Genomic DNA, 23620 nt, shown 5'->3' with positions numbered 1-23620 from the left:
TTGGCGCAGGGGGTCAGGCCCGGCGCGAGACCTCAGGCCCGGCGCAAGGCCTCGCGTGCCTTGCGGTGGTCGGGCGCGTCCGAGAAGGCCTTGTGCATCGCCGCCCAGAGGGGCGTGCGGGCGAGGTTCTCGTCCAGGGGGAGCGCGCGCTGGATCAGGCCGTCGGTGCGCCGGCGCTGCGGGCTGGTGTTCAGCCAGGTGTTGCGGTTGGTGATGTCCCAGGTCAGCACGTTGAGCACGGCCGGCTCGTCCAGCACCACGTCGAGGAAGCGGCGGGCGAGGTCCGAGACCGCCCCGTCCCGGGCCTTCAGGTCGGCGGGATAGTCCCGGTCGTTGATGTCCAATTCGGTGACCTCGATGGCGAGGCCCATCTCCGCCACCGCGCGCAGGAAGCGCCTGAGCTTCTCCTGGTTCAGCGGGTGCTTGGCGTAGAGGTGGCCCTGGAGGCCGAGGCGGCGGATCGGGACGCCCCGCGAGCGCAGGCCTTCGAGCGTCCGCAGCACCATGGCGCGGCGGGCGTCGATCCAATCCGCGTCGAGTTCGAGGTCGTTCTCGTTCCAGACCCCCGCAGCCCCGGGATCCGCCGCGTGCTGCATGCGGAAGGCGAGATCGAGGTAGCGCGGGCCGAGCGCTTCCAGCCAGGGCGTGCGCCGCAGCCCGTCGGCGCGGCCGTCATGGGGGCCGCAGACCTCGTTGACCACGTCCCAGGCCTCGATCCGGCCCCGATAGCGCCCCGCCATGGCGTCGATCCAGCGGCGCAGGAACACCTCGCCCTGGCCGCCCGCGAGACGGGCCGGAACCCAGTCCGGCAGCCCCTCGTGCCAGACCAGGGTGTGCCCGCGCATGCGCTGGCGGTTGCCCTCCGCGAAGGCCACGACCTCGTCCGCGTAGGTGAAGTCGAGGGCGTCGGGGCTCCGCCAGGCATAGGTCAGCTTCATCGCGTTCTCGGACACGAGGATGCCGGCCTCCCGCGCCAGCGCCCGGCCGTAGGCCGGCTGCTGGCGGAGCGTGACGCCGTTCACGGCCGACCCGTAGGCGATGCCCTTGCGCGCCGCCGCCGCGTTGAGGCTGTCGGCCGACCAGGAGGGCGTCCCGGCCCGGGCACGGTCCCCCGCGAGCGCGAAGGCGCCGAGGGTGCCGGCGAGCAGCCCGCGCCGGGATACCCCCGCGCCGCTCACGCCTCGACCGTCTCCCGCTCGGGGGGAATGAGCCGGGGCCGGCGGTCGGCCCCGATGGCCACGAAGGTGAACAGCCCCTCCGTCACCTTCATGGTGGCCTCGCCCTCGCGCTCGCGGCGCCAGACCTCGACCTGGATGACCATCGAGGTGCGCCCGACGCGCACGATCCAGGCATAGATGCTGACCTCGTCGCCGACGATCACCGGTCGGTGGAAGGTCATCGCCTCCACCGAAATGGTGGCGCAGCGTCCCCGCGAGCGGCGGGCGGCGACGTTGCCCGCCGCGAGATCCATCTGCCCCATCAGCCAGCCGCCGAAGATGTCCCCGGCCGGGTTGGTGTCGGCGGGCATCGCGATGGTGCGGACCACCGGGGGGCCCCGGTCTGCGGGCGGGTGCGGTTCGGGAGCGTCGGTCGTCATGATGGCGTGCGGACTCGGGGGGCGATGGACCGGTCGACGCAAGGGACGCGCCGCCCGTGGCCTCATGTCACATCCGGTCCGAGCCGAACAGGCGGCCAATCCCGATTGCGCCTATTCCGGCAGCGCGAACACCACGAGGGCGTCGCCGGTGCCGAAGCCGGATCCCTTCGTGAAGGAGGCCCCGCCCGCTGCCACCGCCACGTATTGCCGGCCGTCGAGCGCATAGGTGATCGGCGGCCCGCCGATGCCGGCGCCGCACTGGAAGCGCCACAGGACCGCGCCGGTCCGGGCGTCGTGGGCATCGAGGTGCCCGTCCTCCTCGCCGGAGAAGACGAGGCCGCCGGCGGTGGCGAGGGTGCCGCCGGAGAGCCGGCTGCCCCCCTTCACCGACCACTTGATCGCGCCGCCCCCGGCGAGGTCCACCGCCGTCAGGGTGCTGAAGCTCGGCTCGCCCTTCGCCTCCGCGGTTTCCGTGTAGCGGATGGCCGGGCGCGTGGGTGTGGCCGGGACGGTCCGCACCACGTAGGTGGTGGCCCCGTGCCGGACCTGGGCGAAGGCCGTCCCGCCCCGCGCGTCGTACGCCACCGGATGCCAGGAGATCGCCCCGAGGGGGCCGGGGCTCACCACCGTGCCGGCCTCGGTCGGCGGCGCGTAGAGGTTCTTCTGCGTGACGAGCGGTTCGGAACGGGTCAGCAACTGGCCCGTGGCCCGGTCGTGGACGTAGATCCAGCCCGTCTTCGAGCCCTGCGCCACGGCCTTGACCGGTCCCTGCGGCGTCGGCTGGTCGAGGAGAAAGGGCGGACTCGCGACGTCGTAGCCCCACTCGTCGTGCGGCACCTGCTGGTAGTGCCAGCGCAACTGCCCGGTACGGACGTCGAGGGCCACGAGGCTCATGGTGTAGAGGTTGTCCCCGGGCCGGGAGAGGCCGAAATTCTGCGGCGCCGGGTTGCCGGTCCCGACATAGATCAGCCCGAGATCCGGATCGTAGGCGGGCGTCATCCAGAGCGAGCCGCCCCCGACGCGCCAGGCCTCGCGGTGGGCCGGGGCGGCGGCCTTCTCTGCCGGAATGTCGCGGTGGAGCGGAACGCCGTCGGGCGTCGTCGCGGCGAAGTCCCCTTCCCAGCCATCCGCCTTGGTGACGTACCAGCGCCAGCGCTCGGCCCCCGTGGCGGCGTCGTAGGCGGCGAGCCAGCCGCGCCGGCCGTAGCCGCCCTCGATACCGACCACGGCGCCCCCGTCGAGGCCGCCCTTGTCGTCCTCCACGTGCAGGCCGTAGCCGGCGCCCGCCACCCCGACGACGACGAGGCCCTGCGCCACCAGGGGCGGCATCTTGAACCCGAGCCGGCTCGATCCCTGCACGCCCTTGGCGCCGAGCGTGTCCGCCAGCGCCGAGGCGGTTTCGGACTCGCCCTCCTCGGGGCGCACCGCTTCGTGGTCCCAGAGCAGCGTTCCCGTCTTGGCGTCGAGGGCGATGATCCGCCCGTCCATCGTCGCCTCGAAGACCCGGCCGTCCGAGACCGCCACGCCCCGGTTCGAGGGCGGCCCGAAGATCTTCTCCGTGCGCGGCCGGTGGGTGTAGGTCCAGAGCACCCGGCCGTCGCGGGCATCGAGGGCGGCGACGTGGTTCTGGGTGGTGGAGACGTAGAGCGTGGTCCCGACCACGACGGGCTCCGCCTGGAAGTAGCCGGTGATGCCGGTCTGGAAGATCCAGGCCGGGCGCAGGGCCTTCACGGTGGCGCGGTCGATCTGCGTCAGCGGCGAGAAGTGCTGGTTGGTGTGGTCGCGCCCGAACATCGGCCAGTCGTCGGAGGAGGCCGGCGCCGGGACCTGCGCCGTGACGAGAAGGGCGGCAAAGCCCATGACGCGTGCCAGACCCATACCCGTTCCCCTCGTCCGTATGACCGCGTTGCCGTGATTGCTCGGCTTCAGGCGGAAGTTCCGGGCCGCTTCGCCTTGGCGAGCTGCAGCGGCGTGTCGGCGGCGCCCATCGACTGGGCCATCTCGGCGGCGGTGAGCCCGGTGCCGTCCCGCAGATCCGGGTCCGCCCCATGGGCGAGGAGCAGGTCCACCATCTCGGTGCGGTTGAACATCGCCGCCGTCATCAGCGCCGTGCGGTTCCCGTCGCCGGCGCCGTCGACCAGCGCGCCCTGGGCGAGGAGCAGGGTGACCATGGCGATGTCGCCCTTGAAGGCGGCTCCGGCCAGCGGGGTCTGGCCTCGGTCGTTGGCAAGCTCCGGGTCGCCGCCATGCGCGAGGATGATCCGGGCGGCCTCGGCCTGCCCGTTATAGGCGGCGAGCATCAGCAGGCTGTCGCCCTTGTCGTTGCGCAGGTTGGCCGGAAGTCCCTGGCCGAACAGGTCGGCGAGTTCGTCGGCATGGCCGAGGCGGGCGTACTGGAAGACCCGCCCGGCGAAGGCCAGGGTTTCGGCGTCGAGTTCGGGCTTCGGGGTGGGCTCGGGATCCATGCGGGTGTCCGGTCATCGAGGCGAGGGATCGTCGCCGCGACGCGAGGACGCCACGGTCGGCTCCGGTCATTTAGCCCCGTACGGCCGCGAGTCGAGACGTGGCCGGACGGGCGATCCTCAGAAGCCGTGGCGGTCGAGGGCCGCCCGGAGGATATCTGTGTCGATGGTGTAGTCGGATTGCATGCCGAGTTCCGGGGACAGGCTCGTCCCGTGGATGGAGACGTAGTGGCCTTCCTTGAGCCCCATCAGGTCGAGGAAGAAATCGTCCATCATGTCCTGGTTGGTCAGCATCAGGCAGCGCGTGCCGGCCGGCGCGAAGGCGAGGTTGGCCAGGGCCGCGCCCATCCCGCCCACCACGAACCGCGCGGCGGCGAAAATCTGGATCTGGCGCGCGAAGGTCTCGGTCTCCGGGTGCACCAGCTGGTAGCCGCGCGCCTCGAGGAGCGCGATCACCTCGGACTCGTTGGCGAGGCGACGCCGGCCGCCGCGGTTCCGGCTCACGTAGATCCGCTCGGACAATGTCCCGGCCGGTGGGCCGATGCGGTCACGCAGGTCGGTGGCGGCCTCGATCACCAGGGGGGACTTCGTGGCGGGCTGGCGGGTGATCGGGGTCGGGTAGATCAGCTCCTCGAACACCACCTCGCGCTGGGTGAGCCAGACGATCCGGTCCTCGCCGATCCCCAGGACGGCGAGCGAGTCGCGATACAGCCGCTCCATCCCGGGCACGGCCTGGACGGTGACCTTCGCGCCGTCGAGGAGCCCCGCGCGTGCGGCCACATGCAGGCGGGGCAGGCACTCGATCAGCCAATGGCCGTAATTCTCCGCCCAGAGCTGCCAGAGGTGCACCGTGCGCCCGGCGATCCGGCGCGGGCGCGGCAGGGTGTGGCGGACCTCCCCCGTCCCGTCCGCCGAAAGGGACAGGGCGCCGAGATAGGCGCTCCGGTCGCGGTTGATCAGGCTCTCCTCGATGACGGCGTCACCGACTTGGACGAGGCCGTATCCGAACACGACGGCGTCGCGGAAGCGATGGACGCGCGCCTCGGGCGGAACGACGTCGCAGCCGGCATAGGCCGCCACGCCCGCGACGATCCAGGGCGGCGCGTCGATCAAATCCGCGTTCGCCCGCCGGTAGGTCGTGGTCTCGACGGTCGCCGCCAGCGAGCCGGGGATCGCCGAGGCCGCCAGGAGCCGGATCGCCGTGGCCGGGCCGGCGGGCTTGGCGACGACCCGGTATCCGGTCCCCGGCGGGCTCCGGGCCGCCCGCGCCGTCCGGCATCCCAGCCTCGCGAGGCGCCCCTCCAGGGCGGGCGCGGGATGGAGCCGGGCGGCGAGGCGTGTGCCGAGCCCGCTCCCGACCCGCAGGGCGTAGGCGCCCCCCCGGGCCAGGTCGGGCAGGAGGACCGCAAGGGCCCGGGCCTGCGCGGCCGGGTCGCGGGCCCGCTGATCGATGACGAGGCTCGGGCCGTGGAACGCCGCCAGCGAGCGCAGCCAGCGCCGGTCGGCGATCCGCCCGCACCAGACGGTCACGCCGGCGGGAGCCTCGGCCGCGAGGGTCGGGTTCTCGGTCACCAGCCAGATCGGGGCCTGCAGGAAGCGTTCGCCGAAGGCCGCGAGGTCGGGGTCGACGCGGTCGCACAGGATCAGGATCGCGCTCGGTTGAGTGGCCAGCGCAACCACCGCCGGTTCCCGGGCGAGGCGCGCCAAATCGCCCTCCTTCGCCCCGACCCCGAGGGCGGACCGGAACCGGCGCCACATCCTCCGGGTCCAAGCCCTTTTCCAAGTGGAGGGCAGGAACCATACTTGTGCCATGCCGACTCCGAAGCCCCCCCGCGCCGCGTCCGCCGAAACTCCGAGTTCCAGAACTCGGAGTTCCAAGACTCCGAGCTCAAAGACTCCGGGCTCAAAGACGCCGAACTCCAAGGCGTCGAAGCCCGAGCTGCAGCCGCTCGACGAGCACCTCGCGGCCCTGCTCAGCCCGGCCCTCAACCGCAATCGGTTGCCCACGCCCGAGCCCGCCCCCAAGGCAGCCAAGGCCCCGGGACGCTCGAAGCGTCCGACCCCTCGGCCGGGAATGTCGGAGGCGCCTCAGGCGGGGTTCATGCACGCCGAGGCCGCCGATGTCGACCCGCGCCTCGCCCAAGCGCTGGGGTTGCGGGCGTCCGAGGACGGTCCGGTGCCGGAGGGCCAGCTCGACACGGACGAGACCTCGCTCGCGAGCGACGGCGTCTCGGCCACGGTCGACGCGCTCTCGCGCCTGCTCACCGAAGGCAACCCGCTGTTCCGGGACGGCCAGACCTGGGTGCCCCACCGACCCGAGCGGCCGAAGAAGTCGGAGGGCGGTGTCCCCTTCACCCTGAAGTCCGAGTTCGAGCCGGCGGGCGACCAGCCCCGCGCCATCGCGGAACTCGTGGAGGGCGTGAAGAAGGCCGAGCGCGACCAGGTGCTGCTCGGCGTCACCGGCTCGGGCAAGACCTTCACCATGGCGAAGGTGATCGCCGAGACGCAGCGCCCCGCCCTGATCCTGGCGCCGAACAAGACGCTCGCGGCGCAGCTCTACGGGGAGTTCAAGTCCTTCTTCCCCGACAACGCGGTGGAGTACTTCGTCTCGTACTACGACTATTATCAGCCCGAGGCCTACGTGCCGCGCTCGGATACCTTCATCGAGAAGGAGTCCTCGATCAACGAGCAGATCGACCGGATGCGCCACGCTGCCACGCGGGCCCTCCTGGAGCGCGACGACGTCATCCTGGTCGCCTCGGTCTCGTGCATCTACGGCATCGGCTCGGTGGAGACCTACACCGCCATGTCGTTCACGGTGTCGCTGGAGGAGAAGATCGAGCAGCGCCAGCTCATCGCCGATCTCGTGGCGCTGCAGTACAAGCGCATCCAGTCGGACTTCGCGCGCGGCACCTTCCGGGTCCGCGGCGACGTGATCGAACTCTGGCCCGCCCACCTGGACGATCGCGGCTGGCGCATCGGCTTGTTCGGCGACGAGATCGAATCGATCACCGAGTTCGATCCCCTGACCGGCAAGAAGATCAACGACCTCAAGTTCGTGAAGGTCTACGCCAACTCGCACTACGTCACGCCGCGTCCTACCCTCCAGCAGGCGGTCAAGGGCATCAAGACCGAGCTGAAGCAGCGGGTGGACGAGTTGACGAAGATGGGCCGCCTGATCGAGGCGCAGCGCATCGAGCAGCGCTGCACCTTCGACATCGAGATGATCGAGGCCACGGGGGCCTGCAACGGCATCGAGAACTATTCGCGGTATCTGACGGGCCGTAAGCCCGGCGAGCCGCCGCCGACCCTGTTCGAGTACCTGCCCGACAACGCCCTCGTCTTCACCGACGAGAGCCACGTCACGGTTCCGCAGATCGGCGGCATGTACAAGGGCGACTTCCGCCGCAAGGCGACGCTGGCCGAGTACGGCTTCCGCCTGCCCTCCTGCCTCGACAACCGCCCGCTGCGGTTCGAGGAATGGGACGCCATGCGCCCGCAATCGATCCACGTCTCCGCGACCCCGGCGAAGTGGGAGATGGAGCAGACCGGCGGCGTCTTCGCCGAGCAGGTCATCCGTCCCACCGGCCTCGTCGACCCGGTCATCGAGATCCGCCCTGCGCGCAGCCAGGTGGACGACCTGCTGGGCGAGGTGCGCGAGGTCGCCCAGGCCGGCTACCGGACACTGGTGACGACGCTCACCAAGCGGATGGCCGAGGACCTGACCGAGTACCTGCACGAGAACTCGGTCCGCGTGCGCTACATGCACTCCGACATCGATACCCTGGAGCGCATCGAGATCATCCGCGACCTGCGGCTCGGCGCCTTTGACGTGCTGATCGGCATCAACCTGCTGCGCGAGGGTCTCGACATCCCGGAATGCGCCCTCGTGGCGATCCTCGACGCCGACAAGGAAGGATTCCTGCGCTCCGAGACCTCGCTGGTGCAGACCATCGGCCGCGCCGCCCGCAACGCCGAGGCCCGCTGCATCCTCTACGCGGACCACGTCACCGGTTCGATGGAGCGGGCGATGGCCGAGACCGAGCGCCGTCGCACCAAGCAGCTCGCCTACAACGAGGAGCACGGGATCACGCCGCAGAGCGTGAAGCGCGGCATCTCCGACATCCTCGACAGCGTGTTCGAGCGCGATCACGTCCAGGTGGACACCGGCCTCGCCAAGGACGCGGTCACGATCGGCCACAACTTCAAGGCCGTGATGGCCGATCTCGAGAAGCGGATGCGCACGGCCGCGGCCGACCTCGACTTCGAGGAAGCGGCGCGCCTGCGCGACGAGCTGAAGCGTCTCCAGGCGACGGAACTCCTGGTCTCGGACGATCCAATGGCGCGCCAGGGCGACGTCGAGCGGGAGGCCGGGCGCTACGGCGCCAAGGGCGGCTCCAAGGGGAGCCGCATCGCGAAGCCGACCCTCGACAACATGGGGCCGGGCACGGACCGCGAGATTCCCGTGGGCGCACCCGTCTGGCAGGAGCGCCCGAAGGCGCGCTCGACGCAGGGGCTCGGCGGGCAGAAGCCGAAATACAAGGGCGGGGGCGGGCGCAAGCGCGGCTGATCGCGAGGCCGGACGGCGGAACCCTTCCGGCGTACCGGGGCTTGGTTGGGCAACGCCGGCCCCGACCCTGGAGACGACTCCGTGACAGCGCCCCGCCCCTCCCGCTCGCCGTTCCGGCCACGCGCCGGCTCGGCCATCACCGCCCTCTTCCTCGGCAGCCTCGCGATCACGGCGATCTCGGGCTTCGTGCCCGGATCGCTCGGGGTGCAGCCCGCCGCCGCGCAGAGCGCGGCGAACCCGAACGATCAGCCGACCCCCGGCACGCTGCCGGGCCGCGATGGCGCCGGCACCGCGTCGGAGCGCCCGACCGGACAGGTCGCACCGCCGAGCGCCATCTCGTCCAGCACGGATGTCATGGCCGGCGACGCGAAGCGGGGCGCCCGGACCAATCCCCTCGATCACCTGCCCGCACGGGACCGCGCCGCCACCGGCGGCACCCGGCGGGACTGACGGCGACGGATCGATCGGCGTCCCTGCGCGGGCGCCGCATCCCCGCATCAATCCGGACACGCACGCAACGGAGGAAGCGAACATGGGTCTGCTCGATCAAGTCATCGGCGGTGTTCTCGGTCAGGTGCTCGGAGGCGGGCGCCAGCCGGAGCGCGGCGGCCAGGGCGGCGGTGCCCTCGGCGGGGCGATGTCGCCCCTGGTCCAGGCCCTGCTGATGCTCCTCATGTCCAAGGGTGCTGGCGGCCTCGGCGATCTCCTCGGCGGCGGGCAGCGCCGGGACGCACCCGAGCCGCGCGGACGCGACGACGGGGATATCGGCGGCTTCGGCCAGGATGGCGGATCGTCCTGGGATCGCGGCGAGGACCGCGGTGGGCCGCTCGATCAGCCGCGCGGGCGCGAGGGCGACTTCAGCGACCTGTCGGGCATGCTCGACGGGCCGGGCGAGCGGTCGTCCGGCGGCGGTTCGCGCGACCCCGGCGCCGGACCCTATGCCCGTCTCGACGAAGAGCCCGCCAACGGGCGGGGCGGTCTCGACGGGCTGATCGAGCAGTTTCAGCGCGGCGGCCTCGGCGACGTCATGGAATCCTGGATCGGCCACGGCGAGAACCGTCCGGTCCCGCCGAACCGGCTCGCCGACGCCCTGGGTCCGGAGACGGTCGGCGCCCTCGAGCAGCGCACCGGCATGAACCGCGACGACCTGCTCGCGCAACTCTCCCAGGCGCTGCCTCAGGTCATCAACGCCCTGACGCCCGAGGGGCGGCGGCCCACCGGGGCGGATACGCGCGGTTGGTAGGCACGATCCTCCACTGACGGGGCGGGTACCGTCGGCCGGGGATTGCCCTCACCTGGCCGGCGGCGATGTTCCCGGGGAGCGTCGCCCTTCCGGTCCCAGCGTCCCGAAGCGCATGCCCGCTTCGTAGGACCGGAAGGTGTTGCGGCCGGCGTTCTTCGCCTCGAACAGGGCGAGGTCGGCGTTCCGGCAGAGCTGATCGGGGTCCATGCCGTCCTGCGGGGCGACCGCGATGCCGACGCTGGTGCCGACCACGATGGGATCGCCGTCGAGATCGATCGGTTGCGAGATCGTGTCGATGATGCGCCGGGCCAGCGTCCGGATGCTGCTCGCGACCACCGGGCCGGTCTGGATCACCATGAATTCGTCGCCGCCGATGCGCGCGACGGTGTCCTCGGTCCGCACGATCGCGCGCAGGCGCTGGGCAACCGTGCGCAGCAGTATGTCTCCGGCATGATGGCCGAAGGTGTCGTTCACCGCCTTGAAGCGGTCGAGGTCCAGGCACAGCACCGCGAACCCGCCCGCACGGCGGCGCGACTGCGCGATCTCCTGGGTGAGGCGTTCCCGGAACAGGGTGCGGTTGGCGAGGTCGGTCAGGGCATCGTGCCGCGCCATGTGGGCGATCCGGTGCTCCGCTTCCTTGCGCTCGGTGATGTCGCGCACGGCCGCCACGTAGCCGGTGCGCTCGACGCCCTCGGCGTCGAAGGTGACGTTGAAGATGGCCTCGACCCAGACCCAGGTCCCGTCCTTGCGCCGGTAGCGCTGGCGCGCGACCGCCCGGTCGAGTCGGCCCGCGCACATGTCGCGCAGGAGCCGGCCGAAATCGTCCCGGTCGTCGGGATGGACCTGATCGAGGGGCTTCGTTCCGATGAGGTCCTCGGGCTCGTGCCCGAGCAGGGCGCGGACGGCCGGCGAGACGTAGCGGCGGACCGTATCGAGGGTCGCCCACACCACCATGTCGGAGGTGTTCTCGGCGAGCAGGCGGTAATGCGCTTCGCGCTCGCGCAGCTGCGCCTTCGCCCGGTGCAGGGTGAGCTGCGCGCTCACGACGGAGGCCAGGTCCTTGAGGCGGGCGTGGTCCTCGGCCGAGAAGCGGCGCGGCACGGTGTCGAGGACGCACAGGATCCCGACCCGCAATCCGTTCTCCGCATGGAGCGGCGCGCCGGCGTAGAAGCGCACCTGCGGCGGCTGGGTCACCAGGGGCGCATCCCGGAAGCGTTCATCCTCCCGCGCATCCTCCACCACGAAGACCGCGTCCGAGAGGATCGCGTAGTTGCAGAAGGCGCCTTTCCGCTCCGTCTGGTTCTGTTCGAGGCCGCATTTGGCCTTGAACCACTGGTGGTCCGCTTCGACCAGGGAGACGTAGGAGATCGGCATGCCGAACAGGGCCGCCGCCGTGCGACAGACGGCGTCGAATTCCGGCTCCGGCTCGGTGGCCATGATGCGCAGATCACGAAGGGCTTTCAGTCGATCCGCTTCGTTGTCGGCGGTGGGATACATGCGGGTCCTGGATCAATCGTTCCGATGTTGCGGATCGACATTGCCCCTATCTTAGGCATCGAGAGTGCGAATCGGAGCTTAACATTTGGCGGCCGGCGCCGGGATCGCATCGCCACCCCCGGATTTATTTTGCGGGGCGGACCTGACAGCTGGCGCAGAAGAAGGTGGAGCGCCCCGATTGGACGATCCGGCCGATCGTTCCGGTGCAGCCCTTCGCCCCGCAGGGCTGCCCGACCCGGTCGTAGACCCGGAAGGCGTGCTGGAACGCGCCGGACCCGCCATCCGTGTGGGCGTAGTCCCGAAGGGTCGATCCGCCGGCCGCCACCGCCTCCCTCAAGACCTCGCCGATCACCCGGGTCAGGCGCTTGGCGCCGGGCGTGGGCGTGCCATCCGCCTTGGCGAGGCTGCCGGCCGGGGTCTCCGGGTGCAGACCGGCCCGGTGCAGGGCCTCGCAGACGTAGATGTTGCCGAGGCCCGCGATAAGGCGTTGGTCGAGGAGCGCCGCCTTCAGGGGGGTGATCCGGCCCCGGAACAGGCGCGCCACGGCCTGTGGCGTCAGGGCGTCGCTCAAGGGCTCGATCCCCATGCCTGCGAAGTGCCGGCAGGTCCCTAGGGATTCGGTGGGCACGAGATCCATGAAGCCGAAGCGGCGCACGTCGTTGTAGGTCACCGTCGCGCCGTTCGACATCGCCATGACCACGTGGTCGTGCTTGGCGTTGCCGAGCGCGCCCTCCAGGTAGAAATCCCCCGGTGACAGGTTGCGGCCGTCCGGAAGGGCCACGTCGAAGCGCCCGCTCATGCCGAGATGCAGGATGAGCGATTCCCCCGAATCGAGACCCGCCACGAGGTACTTCGCGCGCCGGGCCAGATCCGTCACGGCGCGGCCCTCGAGCCGCGCGGCGAAGCGCTCGGGGAAGGGAAACCGCAGGTTGGGACGCCGCAGGTGGACGCGGGCGAAGCGGGCCCCGACCAGGGCGGCCGCGAGGCCGAGGCGGACGGTCTCGACTTCGGGAAGTTCGGGCATGGGTGGGACGGGGGCTCCGATTGACGTCAGGGGACGCGATCCGCCACTCGCGACGGATCGCACCTCACACAGGATGGCACATGGCGATCCCGGCCACGTTTCGCTATTGAGCGTGCGCGAGAGGTTGATGTCCATGAATTCGGTGAAACGGTCGGTCGATCAGGCCACGGACGGCGCGAGCACGCATTTCGGCTTCGAAAGCGTCGCGCTCGACGAGAAGCAGGGCCGCGTCGACGACGTGTTCCGCTCGGTTGCCAAGCGCTACGACCTCATGAACGATCTCATGTCCGGGGGCCTTCACCGCGCCTGGAAGTCGCACCTGATCTCGATGCTGCGCCCGCCGCGCAACCGGCCGTTCCGCCACCTCGACGTGGCCGGCGGCACCGCCGACATCGCCTTCCGAGCCTTGGAGGCCGGGGGCCCGGACACCCACTCCACGGTCCTCGACATCAACGAGGCCATGCTGCGTGTCGGCGCCGAGCGGGCGGGGAACCGCTTCCCGGGGCGGATCGACTTCGTGACCGCCAATGCCGAGGCGCTGCCCCTGCCCTCAGAGCGTTTCGATGCCTACACCATCGCCTTCGGCATCCGGAACGTGCCCCGGATCGATGTGGCGCTCGCCGAGGCGCACCGCGTGCTCAAGCCCGGCGGGCGCTTCCTCTGCCTCGAATTCTCCAAGGTGGATCTCCCGGTGCTCGACCGGATCTACGACGCCTACTCGTTCCACGTGATCCCGCGGCTGGGCGCCAGCGTGGCGGGGGACGCGGATTCCTACCGCTATCTCGTGGAATCCATCCGCAAATTCCCCTCCCCGGGCCGGTTCGCCGGGATGATCGAGGCCGCCGGCTTCCGCCACGTGAGCCACCGGCCGCTCACCGGGGGCATCGTGGCGATCCATTCCGGGTGGAAGGTCTCGTGACGGGTCGGGCCGCCTGATGCTCGGCGCCGTCATCCACCTGTTCCGCGGCGCGCATGTGGGCTTCGTGCTGGCCCGCGAGGGCGCGCTGTCCTTCGTCGACCCCACCGACCTGCCGCCGCACCTGCACCTCGCCCTGCGTACCGGGCGGATGCTGGAGCGTCCCGGCCTGGGCAGCGGCGCCGGTCCGCTGCAGCGGGCGCTGACGCGGCTCGGGCCGAGCTACGTCAAGTTCGGCCAGTTCCTCGCGACCCGCCCCGACATCGTCGGCATGGACGCCGCCCGCGACCTGGAGACGCTGCAGGACCGGGTGCCGCCCTTCCCGCAGGAGACCGCGATCCGCGTCGTCGAGGCGACGCTGGGCAAGCCGGTGGCGCACCTCTTCGTCTCGTTCGGCCCCTCGATCGCGGCGGCCTCCATCGCCCAGGTCCACAAGGCCCACATCCTCGACGCCGATGGGTCCGAGCGCGTCCTGGCGATCAAGGTCATGCGCCCCGGCGTGCGCGAGCGCTTCCAGCGCGACCTGCAGGTCATGCGCTTCATGGCCCGCGTGGTGCACGCCCTCTCGCCCAAGGCCGAGCGCCTGCGCCCCCGCGAGGTGGTGGAGATCCTCGCCCGCTCGGTGATGATGGAGATGGATTTCCGGCTGGAAGCGGCCGCGATGTCCGAACTCGCGCAGAACACCCGGGAGGACGCGGATTTCCGGGTGCCGAAGCCCGACTGGGAACTGACGGGCCGCGACGTGCTGGCGAGCGAATGGATCGAGGGCATCCGCCTCAACGACCGCGCCGCCATCGTGGCCGCCGGGCACGATCCGAAGGCCCTGGGGCGCTCGGTGATCCAGTCCTTCCTGCGCCACGCCATCCGGGACGGCTTCTTCCACGCCGACATGCATCCCGGGAACCTGTTCGTGGACCCGACCGGCACCCTGGTGGCGGTCGATTTCGGCATCATGGGCCGCCTCGGGCACGCGGAGCGGCGCTTCCTCGCCGAGATCCTGCTCGGCTTCATCCTGCGCGACTACAAGCGGGTGGCGCAGGTGCATTTCGAGGCCGGCTACGTGCCGGCGCACCATTCGGTGGAGGATTTCGCGCAGGCCATCCGGGCGATCGGCGAGCCGATCCACCAGCGCAAGGCCGACGAGATCTCGATGGCCAAGGTGCTGACCCTGCTGTTCGACATCACGGCCCTGTTCGACATGAGCACCCGCACCGAACTCGTGATGCTCCAGAAGACCATGGTGGTGGTGGAGGGCGTCGCCCGCTCCCTCGATCCGCAGCTCGACATGTGGACCGGGGCCGAGCCGGTGGTCCGCTCCTGGATCGCCCGCAACCTCGGGCCCGTCGGGCGCATCGAGGGCATGGGCCGCGCGGCGCTGACCATCACCGACGTGGTCGCCGACATCCCCGACCTCGCCCAGCGCCTGCGCCGCATCCTGGTGCGCCTCGACGAGGCCGGCTCCGGCGACGGCAACCGGATCGACCGCTTCGCCCGGGCGGAGCGCCGGCGCGCCCTCTGGTCGACGCTCGCCCTCTGGGGCATCGCCATCGGGGCCCTGGTCATGGCGTTCCGGTAGGACCGTCTGGGGCCGCCCTTCGTTCACGCTGATTCTGCACAGGGGTTCGGACCATGACGCGCCCGCTCCAGGACCGCCGCATCCTCCTCGTCATCGGCGGGGGCATCGCGGCCTACAAGGCGCTGGACCTGATCCGGCGGCTGCGCGAGCGCGGGGCGCGGGTGCGCCCCCTGCTGACGAAGGGCGCCCAGGAATTCGTGACGCCGCTGGCGGCGGCGGCGCTCGCGGGTGAGCGGGCCCATACGGATCTGTTCGACCGGGCGGAGGAGGCCGATATCGGCCACATCAAGCTCGCCCGCGACGCCGACGCCATCGTGGTGGCCCCCGCCACCGCGAGCCTGATGGCGCGCATGGCCACGGGCGATTCCTCGGATCTCGCCGCGACGGTGCTGCTCGCCACCACCCTGCCGATCCTGATCGCGCCGGCCATGAACGTGCGGATGTGGCAACATCCGGCGACGCGGCGCAACCTCGCCACGCTCCGCGGGGACGGGGTGCGGGTGGTCGGGCCGAACAACGGCGCGATGGCGGAGGCGGAGTTCGGCCCGGGGCGCCTCGCCGAGCCAGCCGAGATCGCCGACGCGGTGGAAGCCCTGCTCGCGGCGGCGCGCCCGGCGTCCGGGCTCGGGGCTGGTTTCGGGTCTGGTCTCGGGTTCCTGGCCGGGCGCGAAGCGGCGGGCTCGCTGTCCGGCAAGCGCGTGCTCGTGACCTCTGGCCCGACGCACGAGCCCATCGACCCCGTGCGCTACCTCGCCAACCGCTCCTCCGGCCGGCAGGGCCACGCCATCGCTGCCGCCGCGGCGGCGGCCGGAGCGGAGGTGACGCTGGTCTCGGGGCCCGTGGCGATCCCGGCCCCCGCCGGCGTCCGCGTCGTGTCCGTGGAGACCGCCCGCGAGATGCTGGCGGCGGTGGAGGCGGCGCTCCCGGCCGATCTCGCGATCTTCGCCGCCGCCGTCGGCGACTGGCGCCCGGCCGAGACGCGTGCCGCCAAGATCAAGAAGGACGGCGCGGCGCCCGCCCCCCTCGCCCTCGTGGAGAATCCCGACATCCTTGCCACCATCGCGGGGCGCGGCACGGACCGGCCGCGCCTCGTCGTCGGCTTCGCCGCCGAGACCGATTCGGTGCTGGATCACGCCCGCGCCAAGATCGCCCGGAAGGGCTGCGACCTCATCGTCGCCAATGACGTTTCCCCTGCCGGGGGGGTCATGGGCGGCCCCACCAACACGGTTCACCTCATCGGCCGCGACGGCGCGGTGGAGACGTGGCCGACCCTGGAGAAGGACGAGGTCGGGCGCCGCCTCGTCGCGCATTGCGCCGCACTCCTGGGCCGCTGAATCGATCCCCGGGGAAAAGCGCGCGGACCCTTGGGGGCCCTCACACGTTAAGCCTTGACTAACCCCGGCGACGGCATCATGTCGGCGTCGTTCGCACGTGCAGCACCGAAGGTGCGGCCGTGCGCCTCCACAGGAACTACCGAACCCAATGCCCAGCGACAGTAGTCGATGGACCGCGCCGCCGATGGCCGCCCGCGTGACCCGCGCCTGATCGCTTGATCGGGCTCGCCCGCGATCGGCCCCGATGGCCGGTCGAACGAGGTGAGCCGATGACCTTCTCGAATGCCCTCCCCCGCCTCCGCTTCGCCGTGGCGCCGGTCCGGACCCTGACCCTGCGTCGCGCCGACGGCTCGAAGCTCGTCCGAACGACGCCCCGCCGGACCAAGGCGAAACGCGCGTCGTCGGGCGATGCCAACGTCGCCCTGATCATGGCGGTGATGATGAGCCTCGTCTTCGGACCCGTGATCGGCGTTCACCTCATCGCCGCCTTCGCGCCCTTCGCGGCCCCGCAGGACGTCGTGGCGCGCGGAAGCGCGATGCCCCTGCCGCGGGGCTGAGCGGGATACTTCGCCCGGCGATTCGCGACGGGGCCGTCAGGCCCGTGCGGCACCGTCTCGGTTGGCGCGCCGCGCGTCGACCGCCTGGGCTAGCAGGCACAGGATCTCGAAGGCGAGCGTCGCCCCGGCGAGCGCCGTAATGCCGGACGGGTCGAGGGGTGGCGCCACCTCGACCACATCCGCGCCGACGAGGTCGAGACCCCCGAGCCCTCGCACGATCTGGAGTGCCTCGCGTGCGGTGAAGCCGCCCATCTCCGGGGTGCCCGTGCCGGGAGCGTAGGCCGGGTCGAGGGCGTCGATGTCGAAGCTGAGATAGGTGCGCCCCGTGCCGACGACGGCGCGGGCCTCCGCCAGGACATCGGGGAGGCCGCGCGCGAGGACAGCCTCCATCGGCACGATCCGCACGCCCTGTCCGGCCGCCCAGTCCAGTTCGTCCGCCGCATCGACGCTGCCGCGCAGGCCGATCTGCACCATGCGCCGGGGATCGAGGACCCCGGCCTCGATCGCGCGGCGGAACGGCGTGCCATGCGTCAGCGACGTGCCGCCGTATTGCCCGTCATCGGTATCGCTGTGGGCGTCGACATGGATGAGGCCGAGGGGCTCGTGCCGGCCCAGCGCCCGCAGCACCGGATAGGTCACGAAGTGGTCGCCCCCGATCGACAAGGGCACGAGGCCGGCCTCGGCCAGAGGGCGCAGGAAGCCCTCGATGATCTGCGCGGTCGCGGCGACGTCGATGGGGTTCACCGGCACGTCGCCGAGGTCGGCACAGGCCGCGAGCTCGTAGGGGGCGACGCCCGTTGCGGCGTTGCGTGCTCGCGTGCCCGTGGAGGCTTCGCGCACGCCGCGCGGACCGAGGCGGGCGCCCGGACGGTTCGTGGTGGCGCCGTCGAAGGGAATGCCGATCAGCCCGATATCGACCCGCCCCACCGCGTCGGCGGGCGCGACCACCGGCAGCCGCATGAAGCTCGCGATGCCGGAGAAGCGCGGTGTTTCCATGCCGGAGAGCGGCCGATGAGACTCGATCCGCGCCCTGTCCGATTCGCTCCGCACGCGGCTTGCTCCTATCGTTCGCGGGATCCGGTGTCCCAGCCGCGGGCGCCGGTCTCCCCCGCCCGTGGGACGACACCACGATGACGTTCCGTTGACGGATCGGCAACGCGTGTCTATAGAGCGCACATCGCCGACGGGCGCGCTCAAACGCGATCGTCGGCTTCGCCATTGCCCGAACAACCTGCACGCGATCCACCGACACCACAGCCTGCGGGCTCGTCGCGATCGCCTCAAACGTGACGAGGATGCCCCATGGCCAACACCGTGTCGGCCAAGAAAATGACCCGCAAGATTGCGAAGCGCACCGCGGTCAACCGCTCGCGTCGCAGCCGCATGCGCACCTTCGTCCGCAAGGTCGAGGAGGCCATCGCCACCGGTGATCAGTCGAACGCGCTGACCGCCCTCCGCGCAGCTGAGCCCGAGATCATGCGGGCCGCCCAGCACGGCATCGTGCACAAGAACAACGCCTCCCGGAAGGTTTCGCGCCTCGCCGCGCGGGTCAAGGCGCTCGCCGCCTGAGGCTTTTCCCAAGGACGTTCTGATGAAGCCCGGCAGCGATGCCGGGCTTTTTTGTTGTCGCCGTCTGAGAGGCCCGCAGACGGGGAGTGGCCGCCGGCTTCGTCTCCCGTCGTTCGATGGGTCCGACTTTCGAATCTTGGAAATCGTGGCGGACTCCCGCGTGATCCTCGGCCGCGTTGGTGAGGAAGCGTTAACGCTGATCTCGATCTGTCTTGTTGCGACGGGTTCGGGCCCTGTGTAGCTTAACGTTCCATCACGAAGAACCAACAAATTCAACTGATCCGCGAGTCGAGGCCGACTCATGCACAAGGTGGGATGGACGGCTCGACTCGCGCCCGGAACCCTCGGTCGGAATTGCCGCAATTTTTGCTGTCCCCATAAACCCCGTTGTTAGGAGAACCGTAGCTTATTGTTGATAGGCTGTTTCCATCGACAAAAAGCGACCCGAGACAGTTGACTTAGGGTTGCGAATCTGGGTCTCGCGAATGCCTCGCGAGGCGCGACGTCAGTCAAGTGTGCGTACGTTCCGCTGGCGGCTCTCCGCCCTCGGCACGAGGAGAGCGATGATGCATGTCGACGGTAGCGTGTCCGGCCATGCCGAGACGGGCATGAGCGGCGTGAGCGGCCCCGATACGGTGGCCGCCTGGGCTCGGGTGAAGCGCCGGCTTCGGGCGGAACTGGGTGAGGACGTGTTCGCGAGCTGGTTCGCCCGGCTCGAACTGGTGGACGTGGTCGACGGCACCGCCCGTCTCACGGTCCCGACCCGATTCCTGAAGAGCTGGATCGAATCGCACTATCTCGACCGCGTGCTGAACACGTTCCGCAGCGAGGTCGAGTCGGTTTCGCGCCTCGACGTCTCCGTGCGCGGCCCCTCCGCCGCCGCCCGTCCCATGCCGAGCGCTCCCAAGACCGGCAGCAGCCCCACGAGTCCCCTGGCCCGGCTCCAGGCCGCCGCCCCCATGCCGTCCCACGGGGAGTCGAGCGGCGCCCACGAGAGCGAGCCGGCGGCGGCCACGCGCGGTGACGCGGGTGGCGACCTCAACGGCGCGCCGCTCGACAACCGGCTCACCTTCGCGAGCTTCGTCGTCGGCCGGTCGAATGCGCTGGCCCACGCCGCCGCCGAGCGGGTCGCCCGCCACGACGGCCAGGGCGCGCTCTACAACCCGCTCTACTTCCATGCCGGCGTCGGCCTCGGGAAGACCCACCTCCTCCACGGCATCGGCCACACCGCCCGTGAAGCCGGCCGCCGGGTGATCTACCTCACCGCCGACCGCTTCATGTACGGCTTCGTCAACGCCCTGAAGACGCAGAACGCGCTCGCCTTCAAGGAGCGCCTGCGCGCCATCGATCTCCTCATCCTCGACGACGTCCAGTTCATTCAGGGCAAGTCGATCCAGGCCGAGTTCGGGCACACCATCAACGCGCTGATCGATGCCGGGCGGCAGGTCGTCGTCGCCTCGGACCGACCGCCGACCGAGCTCGAATCCCTGGAGGAGCGGGTGCGCTCGCGCCTCGCAGGCGGCCTCGTGGTCGAGATCGGATCCCTCGACGAGCAGCTGCGCGCCTCGATCCTTTCCGCGCGCCTCGCGGCCGTCCAGGTCTCGCACCCGAACTTCGAGGTCTCGCCGACGGTGGCCACCTACGTCGCCCGGGCGATCACCGCCAACGGACGTGACCTCGAGGGCGCCGTGAACCGGCTGCTCGCCCACGCCACCCTCACGGGCACCGCCGTGACGATGGAGACCGCCGAGACCGCGATTCGCGACCTCGTCAAGAACCGCGAGCCCAAGCGCATCAAGATCGAGGACATCCAGAAGCTGGTGGCCTCACGCTACAACGTCTCGCGCTCGGACATCCTGTCGGAGCGGCGCACCGCCGCCGTGGTCAAGCCGCGCCAGATCGCCATGTACCTCTCGAAGGTGCTGACCCTGCGCTCCCTGCCCGAGATCGGTCGCCGCTTCGGCGGGCGCGACCACACCACGGTGCTGCACGCGGTCCGCAAGATCGACAAGCTGATCGGCGAGGACAACGTGCTCAACGACGAGGTCGAGCTCCTGAAGCGGATGCTGCAGGATTGAGGGAACCGGGGCGTCGCGCGCGACGCCTCGAATCATCCGAGGGATACCCGGCTGCTCGCACTTGCGTTCGCCGGGAGCCTTCGCCAAGTTCAACGGCCACGGTACCAGGGCGTCGGCGGGACGTTGAGCGCGACACCGCGCCCGACCCGACGAGGCCGGACGAGAGACCACGAGTTCAGCCCATGAGAGTCACTGTCGAGCGTGCGGCCCTCCTTCGGTCGCTCGGCCACGTGCACCGCGTGGTGGAGCGCCGCAACACCATCCCGATCCTGTCGAACGTGCTGCTGCGCGCCGGCACCGGCGGCCTCGAACTCCGGGCGACCGACCTCGACATCGAAGTGACCGAGACGATCCCCGCCGACGTGGTGGATGCCGGTGCGACCACCGTGCCCGCCCACGTGATCTACGACATCGTGCGCAAGCTGCCGGACGGCGCGCAGGTCTCCCTGGAGACGAGCGGCGAGACGGGGCAGATGACCATCCGCTCCGGCCGGTCGCGCTTCTCCCTGGGCGCCCTGCCCGAGGGCGATTTCCCGGATCTGGCGGCGGGCGAACTGCCGACCCGCTTCGTCATCGCGGCCTCGGATCTGAAGCGCCTGATCGAGAAGACGCAGTTCGCGATCTCGACGGAGGAGACGCGCTACTACCTCAACGGCATCTACCTGCACACGATCGAGTCCGAGGGCGCCCTGCGCATGCGCGCCGTGGCGACCGACGGGCACCGCCTCGCCCGCGTCGAACTCGATGCCCCCGAGGGCAGCCGCGACATGCCGGGCATCATCGTGCCCCGCAAGGCGGTGGCCGAGATCATCAAGCTCGTGGAGGATGGCGGCGAGAGCGTCGAGATCGACCTGTCGGCGGCCAAGATCCGGTTCAGGTTCGCCAGCGGCGTGGTGCTGATCTCGAAGCTGATCGATGGCACCTTCCCGGATTACCAGCGCGTCATCCCGTCGGGGAACGACAAGTTCCTCACGGTCCAGCGCGATCAGTTCGCCCGCGCGGTGGACCGTGTCTCGACGATTTCCTCGGAGCGGGGCCGGGCCGTGAAGCTCGCCGTCCAGGAGGGCCGCCTCGCACTCTCGGTGAACAACCCGGATTCGGGCAGCGCGACCGAGGAGCTCGACGTCGATTACGAGGCCGCCACCCTCGATATCGGTTTCAATGCCCGCTACCTCCTCGACATCACGAGCCAGCTCGAGGGCGACACCGCCCTGTTCAAGCTCGCCGACCCGGGTTCGCCGACCCTGATCCAGGATCGCGAGGGCGCGTCCGCGCTCTACGTGCTCATGCCGATGCGGGTGTAATCGCGGCGCCGGCGCACGGTGACGCGAGACAGGTCGGGGACGATCCGGTATGGGCTGGCGGGGTGCGCCTCACCCGTCTGATCTGTCGCGATTTCCGCAACCACGCCGACCTCGACCTCGCGGTCGGCCGCCGCTTCGTCGCGCTGGTGGGTGAGAACGGGGCCGGCAAGACCAACCTCCTCGAAGCGATCTCGCTGTTCTCGCCGGGCCGGGGCCTGCGCCGCGCCGACCTCTCGGCGATGCCGCGCAGCGGTGGTCCCGGCGGTTTCGCCGTCTCGATGACCCTGGCGGGGGAGGAGGACGAGCACCGGATCGGGACCGGCTACGAGCCCCCCGGCTTCGATGGCCGCGCCGCCCGGCTCTGCCGGATCGACGGTGCCACGGCGCCCTCTCCCGTGGCCTTCTCGGAATTCCTGCGCGTGGTCTGGCTCACCCCCGACCTCGACGGCCTGTTCCGGGGGCCGGCGGGCGACCGCCGCCGCTTCCTCGATCGCCTGGTGCTGGCGGTGGATGCGGGCCATGGGGCCCGGGTCAACGCCCTGGAGCGGGCCCTACGTTCGCGCAACCGCCTGCTGGAGGAGCGGCCGAACGACGGACAGTGGCTCGACGCCGTCGAGCGCGAGGTGGCGGAACTCGGCGTCTCGGTGGCGCTGGCGCGGCGCGAGACCACGGAGCGCCTCGACCGCCTGATCGCCGAGGGGCGCGACGACGCCCAGCCGTTTCCCTGGGCGGCCCTGCGCCTGGAGGGTGACCTCGACGATCTCGTCGCCGTCTGGCCGGCCCTGGAGGCCGAAGACCGCTTCCGCATGGCCCTGCGCCACGGCCGGGCGCGCGACCGGGCGGCGGGGCGGACCTTGAGCGGTCCCCAGACCAGCGACCTCGTGGTGCGCCACGGCCCCAAGGACGTGCCCGCCGCCACCGCCTCCACCGGCGAGCAGAAGGCGCTGCTGATCGGCCTCGTTCTGGCTCATGCCCGCCTCGTCCAGGCCATGAGCGGGCTGAGCCCCGTCATCCTCCTCGACGAGGTGGCCGCGCATCTCGATCCGCGCCGGCGCGCGGGGCTGTTCGACGCCCTGGAGGCACTCTCCGGACAGGTCTGGATGACCGGGGCCGACCCGGCGCTGTTCGCCGAGCTTGAGGGACGGGCCGATCTGGTGAAGGTTGTCGACGGGCAAATCGCCCGCGATTGAACGCGTGACCCCGATGCCGCTCTCCAGCCTCGCCCTCTTCGCCGTGATCTATGCCGGCGCCGCGGCATCGCCCGGACCGGGTATCGCGGCGCTCGTCGCGCGCGTCCTGGCTTCCGGCTCTCGCGGCATCGCCGGCTTCATCCTCGGGATGGTCGCGGGAGACCTGATCTGGTTCGGCATCGCGGCGGGCGGCTTCGCGCTCCTGGCCCAGACACTGGCCCCCATCTTCATCGCTCTGAAGGTCGCCGGCATCGGCTATCTCGCCTATCTGGCGTGGAAGATCTGGAACGCTTCGGTGGAGGAAGCTTCGGTCGCTTCGGAGCCGCGTCAGGAGACGCTGCGCGCCTTCCTGGGCGGTCTTTCGATGACCCTCGGGAATCCCAAGGTGATCCTGTTCTTCCTGGCTCTCCTCCCGAGCGTCATCGATCTCCCTCACCTCGCACCACTCGGCTTGATGATGATGGCGGCGACCCTGGTCGCCGTGCTGGGAACAGTCCTGGTGCTCTATGTCGCCGCCGCGGAGCGGGCCCGGCGCGCCTTCACCTCGCGCCGTGCCCGCCGCCTTCTCAATCGCGGCTCCGCCACCGTGATGGCCGGGTCCGCCGCCGCGATTGCCCTGCGATAGGGATTATCCGAGGGCCGACCGAGATGCTGTTCGCGAGGCATCACGCAGCAGGGCGCGAAGCGATCCGTCCCCGCCGGG

General features: G+C 70.8%; 20 protein-coding genes. 12 read left to right on the top strand and 8 right to left on the bottom strand.

Features of this window, described 5'->3' with window-relative positions; translation table 11 throughout:
* Positions 1-32 precede the first annotated feature (32 nt).
* The 5 genes from OF380_RS18075 to OF380_RS18055 form a co-directional block, all read right to left on the bottom strand.
* Positions 33-1178, bottom strand: a complete 1146-nt coding sequence (locus OF380_RS18075; protein WP_264046375.1) for an endo-1,4-beta-xylanase — start codon at positions 1176-1178, stop codon at positions 33-35.
* Positions 1175-1597, bottom strand: a complete 423-nt coding sequence (locus tag OF380_RS18070) for an acyl-CoA thioesterase (protein ID WP_264046373.1) — start codon at positions 1595-1597, stop codon at positions 1175-1177. Before OF380_RS18070 ends, OF380_RS18075 begins: the two co-directional genes overlap by 4 nt.
* A 111-nt stretch (positions 1598-1708) precedes the next feature.
* On the bottom strand, positions 1709-3457 hold the full coding sequence (locus tag OF380_RS18065; protein ID WP_264051387.1) for a pyrroloquinoline quinone-dependent dehydrogenase: 1749 nt from the start codon (positions 3455-3457) through the stop codon (positions 1709-1711).
* Between the two features lie 65 nt (positions 3458-3522).
* Positions 3523-4062: an ankyrin repeat domain-containing protein gene (locus tag OF380_RS18060; RefSeq protein WP_264046371.1), complete on the bottom strand. Its 540-nt coding sequence runs from the start codon at positions 4060-4062 to the stop codon at positions 3523-3525.
* Between the two features lie 117 nt (positions 4063-4179).
* Positions 4180-5817, bottom strand: a complete 1638-nt coding sequence (locus tag OF380_RS18055) for a glycosyltransferase family 61 protein (RefSeq protein WP_264046369.1) — start codon at positions 5815-5817, stop codon at positions 4180-4182.
* Positions 5818-5869: 52 nt separating this feature from the next.
* Here OF380_RS18055 and uvrB point away from each other — a divergent pair, with 52 nt between their 5' ends.
* The 3 genes from uvrB (at position 5870) to OF380_RS18040 (ending at position 9872) form a co-directional block, all read left to right on the top strand.
* Positions 5870-8629: an excinuclease ABC subunit UvrB gene (gene uvrB / locus OF380_RS18050; RefSeq protein WP_264046367.1), complete on the top strand. Its 2760-nt coding sequence runs from the start codon at positions 5870-5872 to the stop codon at positions 8627-8629.
* A gap of 81 nt (positions 8630-8710) precedes the next feature.
* On the top strand, positions 8711-9079 hold the full coding sequence (locus OF380_RS18045; RefSeq protein WP_264046365.1) for a hypothetical protein: 369 nt from the start codon (positions 8711-8713) through the stop codon (positions 9077-9079).
* Between the two features lie 82 nt (positions 9080-9161).
* On the top strand, positions 9162-9872 hold the full coding sequence (locus OF380_RS18040) for a YidB family protein (RefSeq protein ID WP_264046363.1): 711 nt from the start codon (positions 9162-9164) through the stop codon (positions 9870-9872).
* A 48-nt stretch (positions 9873-9920) separates the two neighbouring features.
* Here the strand turns inward: OF380_RS18040 and OF380_RS18035 are convergent, their stop codons facing one another.
* A complete protein-coding gene (locus OF380_RS18035) occupies positions 9921-11369 on the bottom strand; it encodes a sensor domain-containing diguanylate cyclase (RefSeq protein WP_264046361.1) in 1449 nt (482 codons plus the stop codon).
* 124 nt (positions 11370-11493) lie between these two features.
* Positions 11494-12393 carry a bifunctional DNA-formamidopyrimidine glycosylase/DNA-(apurinic or apyrimidinic site) lyase gene (mutM, locus tag OF380_RS18030; protein ID WP_264046359.1) on the bottom strand — a complete coding sequence of 300 codons (900 nt, stop codon included), beginning with the start codon at positions 12391-12393 and terminating at the stop codon, positions 11494-11496.
* Positions 12394-12526: 133 nt separating this feature from the next.
* Between mutM and ubiE the strand changes: the two genes are divergently transcribed.
* The 4 genes from ubiE (at position 12527) to OF380_RS18010 (ending at position 16776) form a co-directional block, all read left to right on the top strand.
* On the top strand, positions 12527-13312 hold the full coding sequence (gene ubiE / locus OF380_RS18025) for a bifunctional demethylmenaquinone methyltransferase/2-methoxy-6-polyprenyl-1,4-benzoquinol methylase UbiE (protein ID WP_264051386.1): 786 nt from the start codon (positions 12527-12529) through the stop codon (positions 13310-13312).
* 16 nt (positions 13313-13328) lie between these two features.
* Complete coding sequence (ubiB, locus tag OF380_RS18020) at positions 13329-14885, top strand: 2-polyprenylphenol 6-hydroxylase (protein WP_264046358.1); 1557 nt, start codon at positions 13329-13331, stop codon at positions 14883-14885.
* A 53-nt stretch (positions 14886-14938) separates the two neighbouring features.
* Positions 14939-16219: a bifunctional phosphopantothenoylcysteine decarboxylase/phosphopantothenate synthase gene (locus OF380_RS18015; RefSeq protein WP_264046356.1), complete on the top strand. Its 1281-nt coding sequence runs from the start codon at positions 14939-14941 to the stop codon at positions 16217-16219.
* 269 nt (positions 16220-16488) lie between these two features.
* Entirely contained in the window at positions 16489-16776 is a 288-nt protein-coding gene (locus OF380_RS18010; RefSeq protein ID WP_264046354.1) for a hypothetical protein, read from the top strand.
* Between the two features lie 36 nt (positions 16777-16812).
* Here OF380_RS18010 and speB read toward each other — a convergent pair whose 3' ends face one another.
* Positions 16813-17772, bottom strand: coding sequence for an agmatinase (speB, locus tag OF380_RS18005; RefSeq protein ID WP_264051385.1), 960 nt, complete (start codon positions 17770-17772; stop codon positions 16813-16815).
* A 306-nt stretch (positions 17773-18078) separates the two neighbouring features.
* Here speB and rpsT point away from each other — a divergent pair, with 306 nt between their 5' ends.
* From rpsT to OF380_RS17980, 5 genes are all read left to right on the top strand, one after another.
* Positions 18079-18345: a 30S ribosomal protein S20 gene (gene rpsT / locus OF380_RS18000; protein ID WP_056190238.1), complete on the top strand. Its 267-nt coding sequence runs from the start codon at positions 18079-18081 to the stop codon at positions 18343-18345.
* A 566-nt stretch (positions 18346-18911) separates the two neighbouring features.
* Positions 18912-20423, top strand: a complete 1512-nt coding sequence (dnaA, locus tag OF380_RS17995; protein ID WP_264051384.1) for a chromosomal replication initiator protein DnaA — start codon at positions 18912-18914, stop codon at positions 20421-20423.
* A 182-nt stretch (positions 20424-20605) separates the two neighbouring features.
* Positions 20606-21727 (top strand): DNA polymerase III subunit beta, encoded by a 1122-nt coding sequence (dnaN, locus tag OF380_RS17990; protein WP_264046348.1) that lies wholly within the window; start codon positions 20606-20608, stop codon positions 21725-21727.
* A 62-nt stretch (positions 21728-21789) separates the two neighbouring features.
* Positions 21790-22917: a DNA replication/repair protein RecF gene (gene recF / locus OF380_RS17985; RefSeq protein WP_264046346.1), complete on the top strand. Its 1128-nt coding sequence runs from the start codon at positions 21790-21792 to the stop codon at positions 22915-22917.
* A gap of 13 nt (positions 22918-22930) precedes the next feature.
* Positions 22931-23542: a LysE family translocator gene (locus OF380_RS17980; protein ID WP_264051383.1), complete on the top strand. Its 612-nt coding sequence runs from the start codon at positions 22931-22933 to the stop codon at positions 23540-23542.
* The last annotated feature ends 78 nt before the right edge of the window (positions 23543-23620 follow it).

The organism is Methylobacterium sp. FF17 (assembly GCF_025813715.1).
GTDB lineage: Bacteria > Pseudomonadota > Alphaproteobacteria > Rhizobiales > Beijerinckiaceae > Methylobacterium > Methylobacterium flocculans.
Note: the sequence above shows the minus strand (reverse complement) of the source record. Positions and strands in the feature narration are given on the sequence as shown.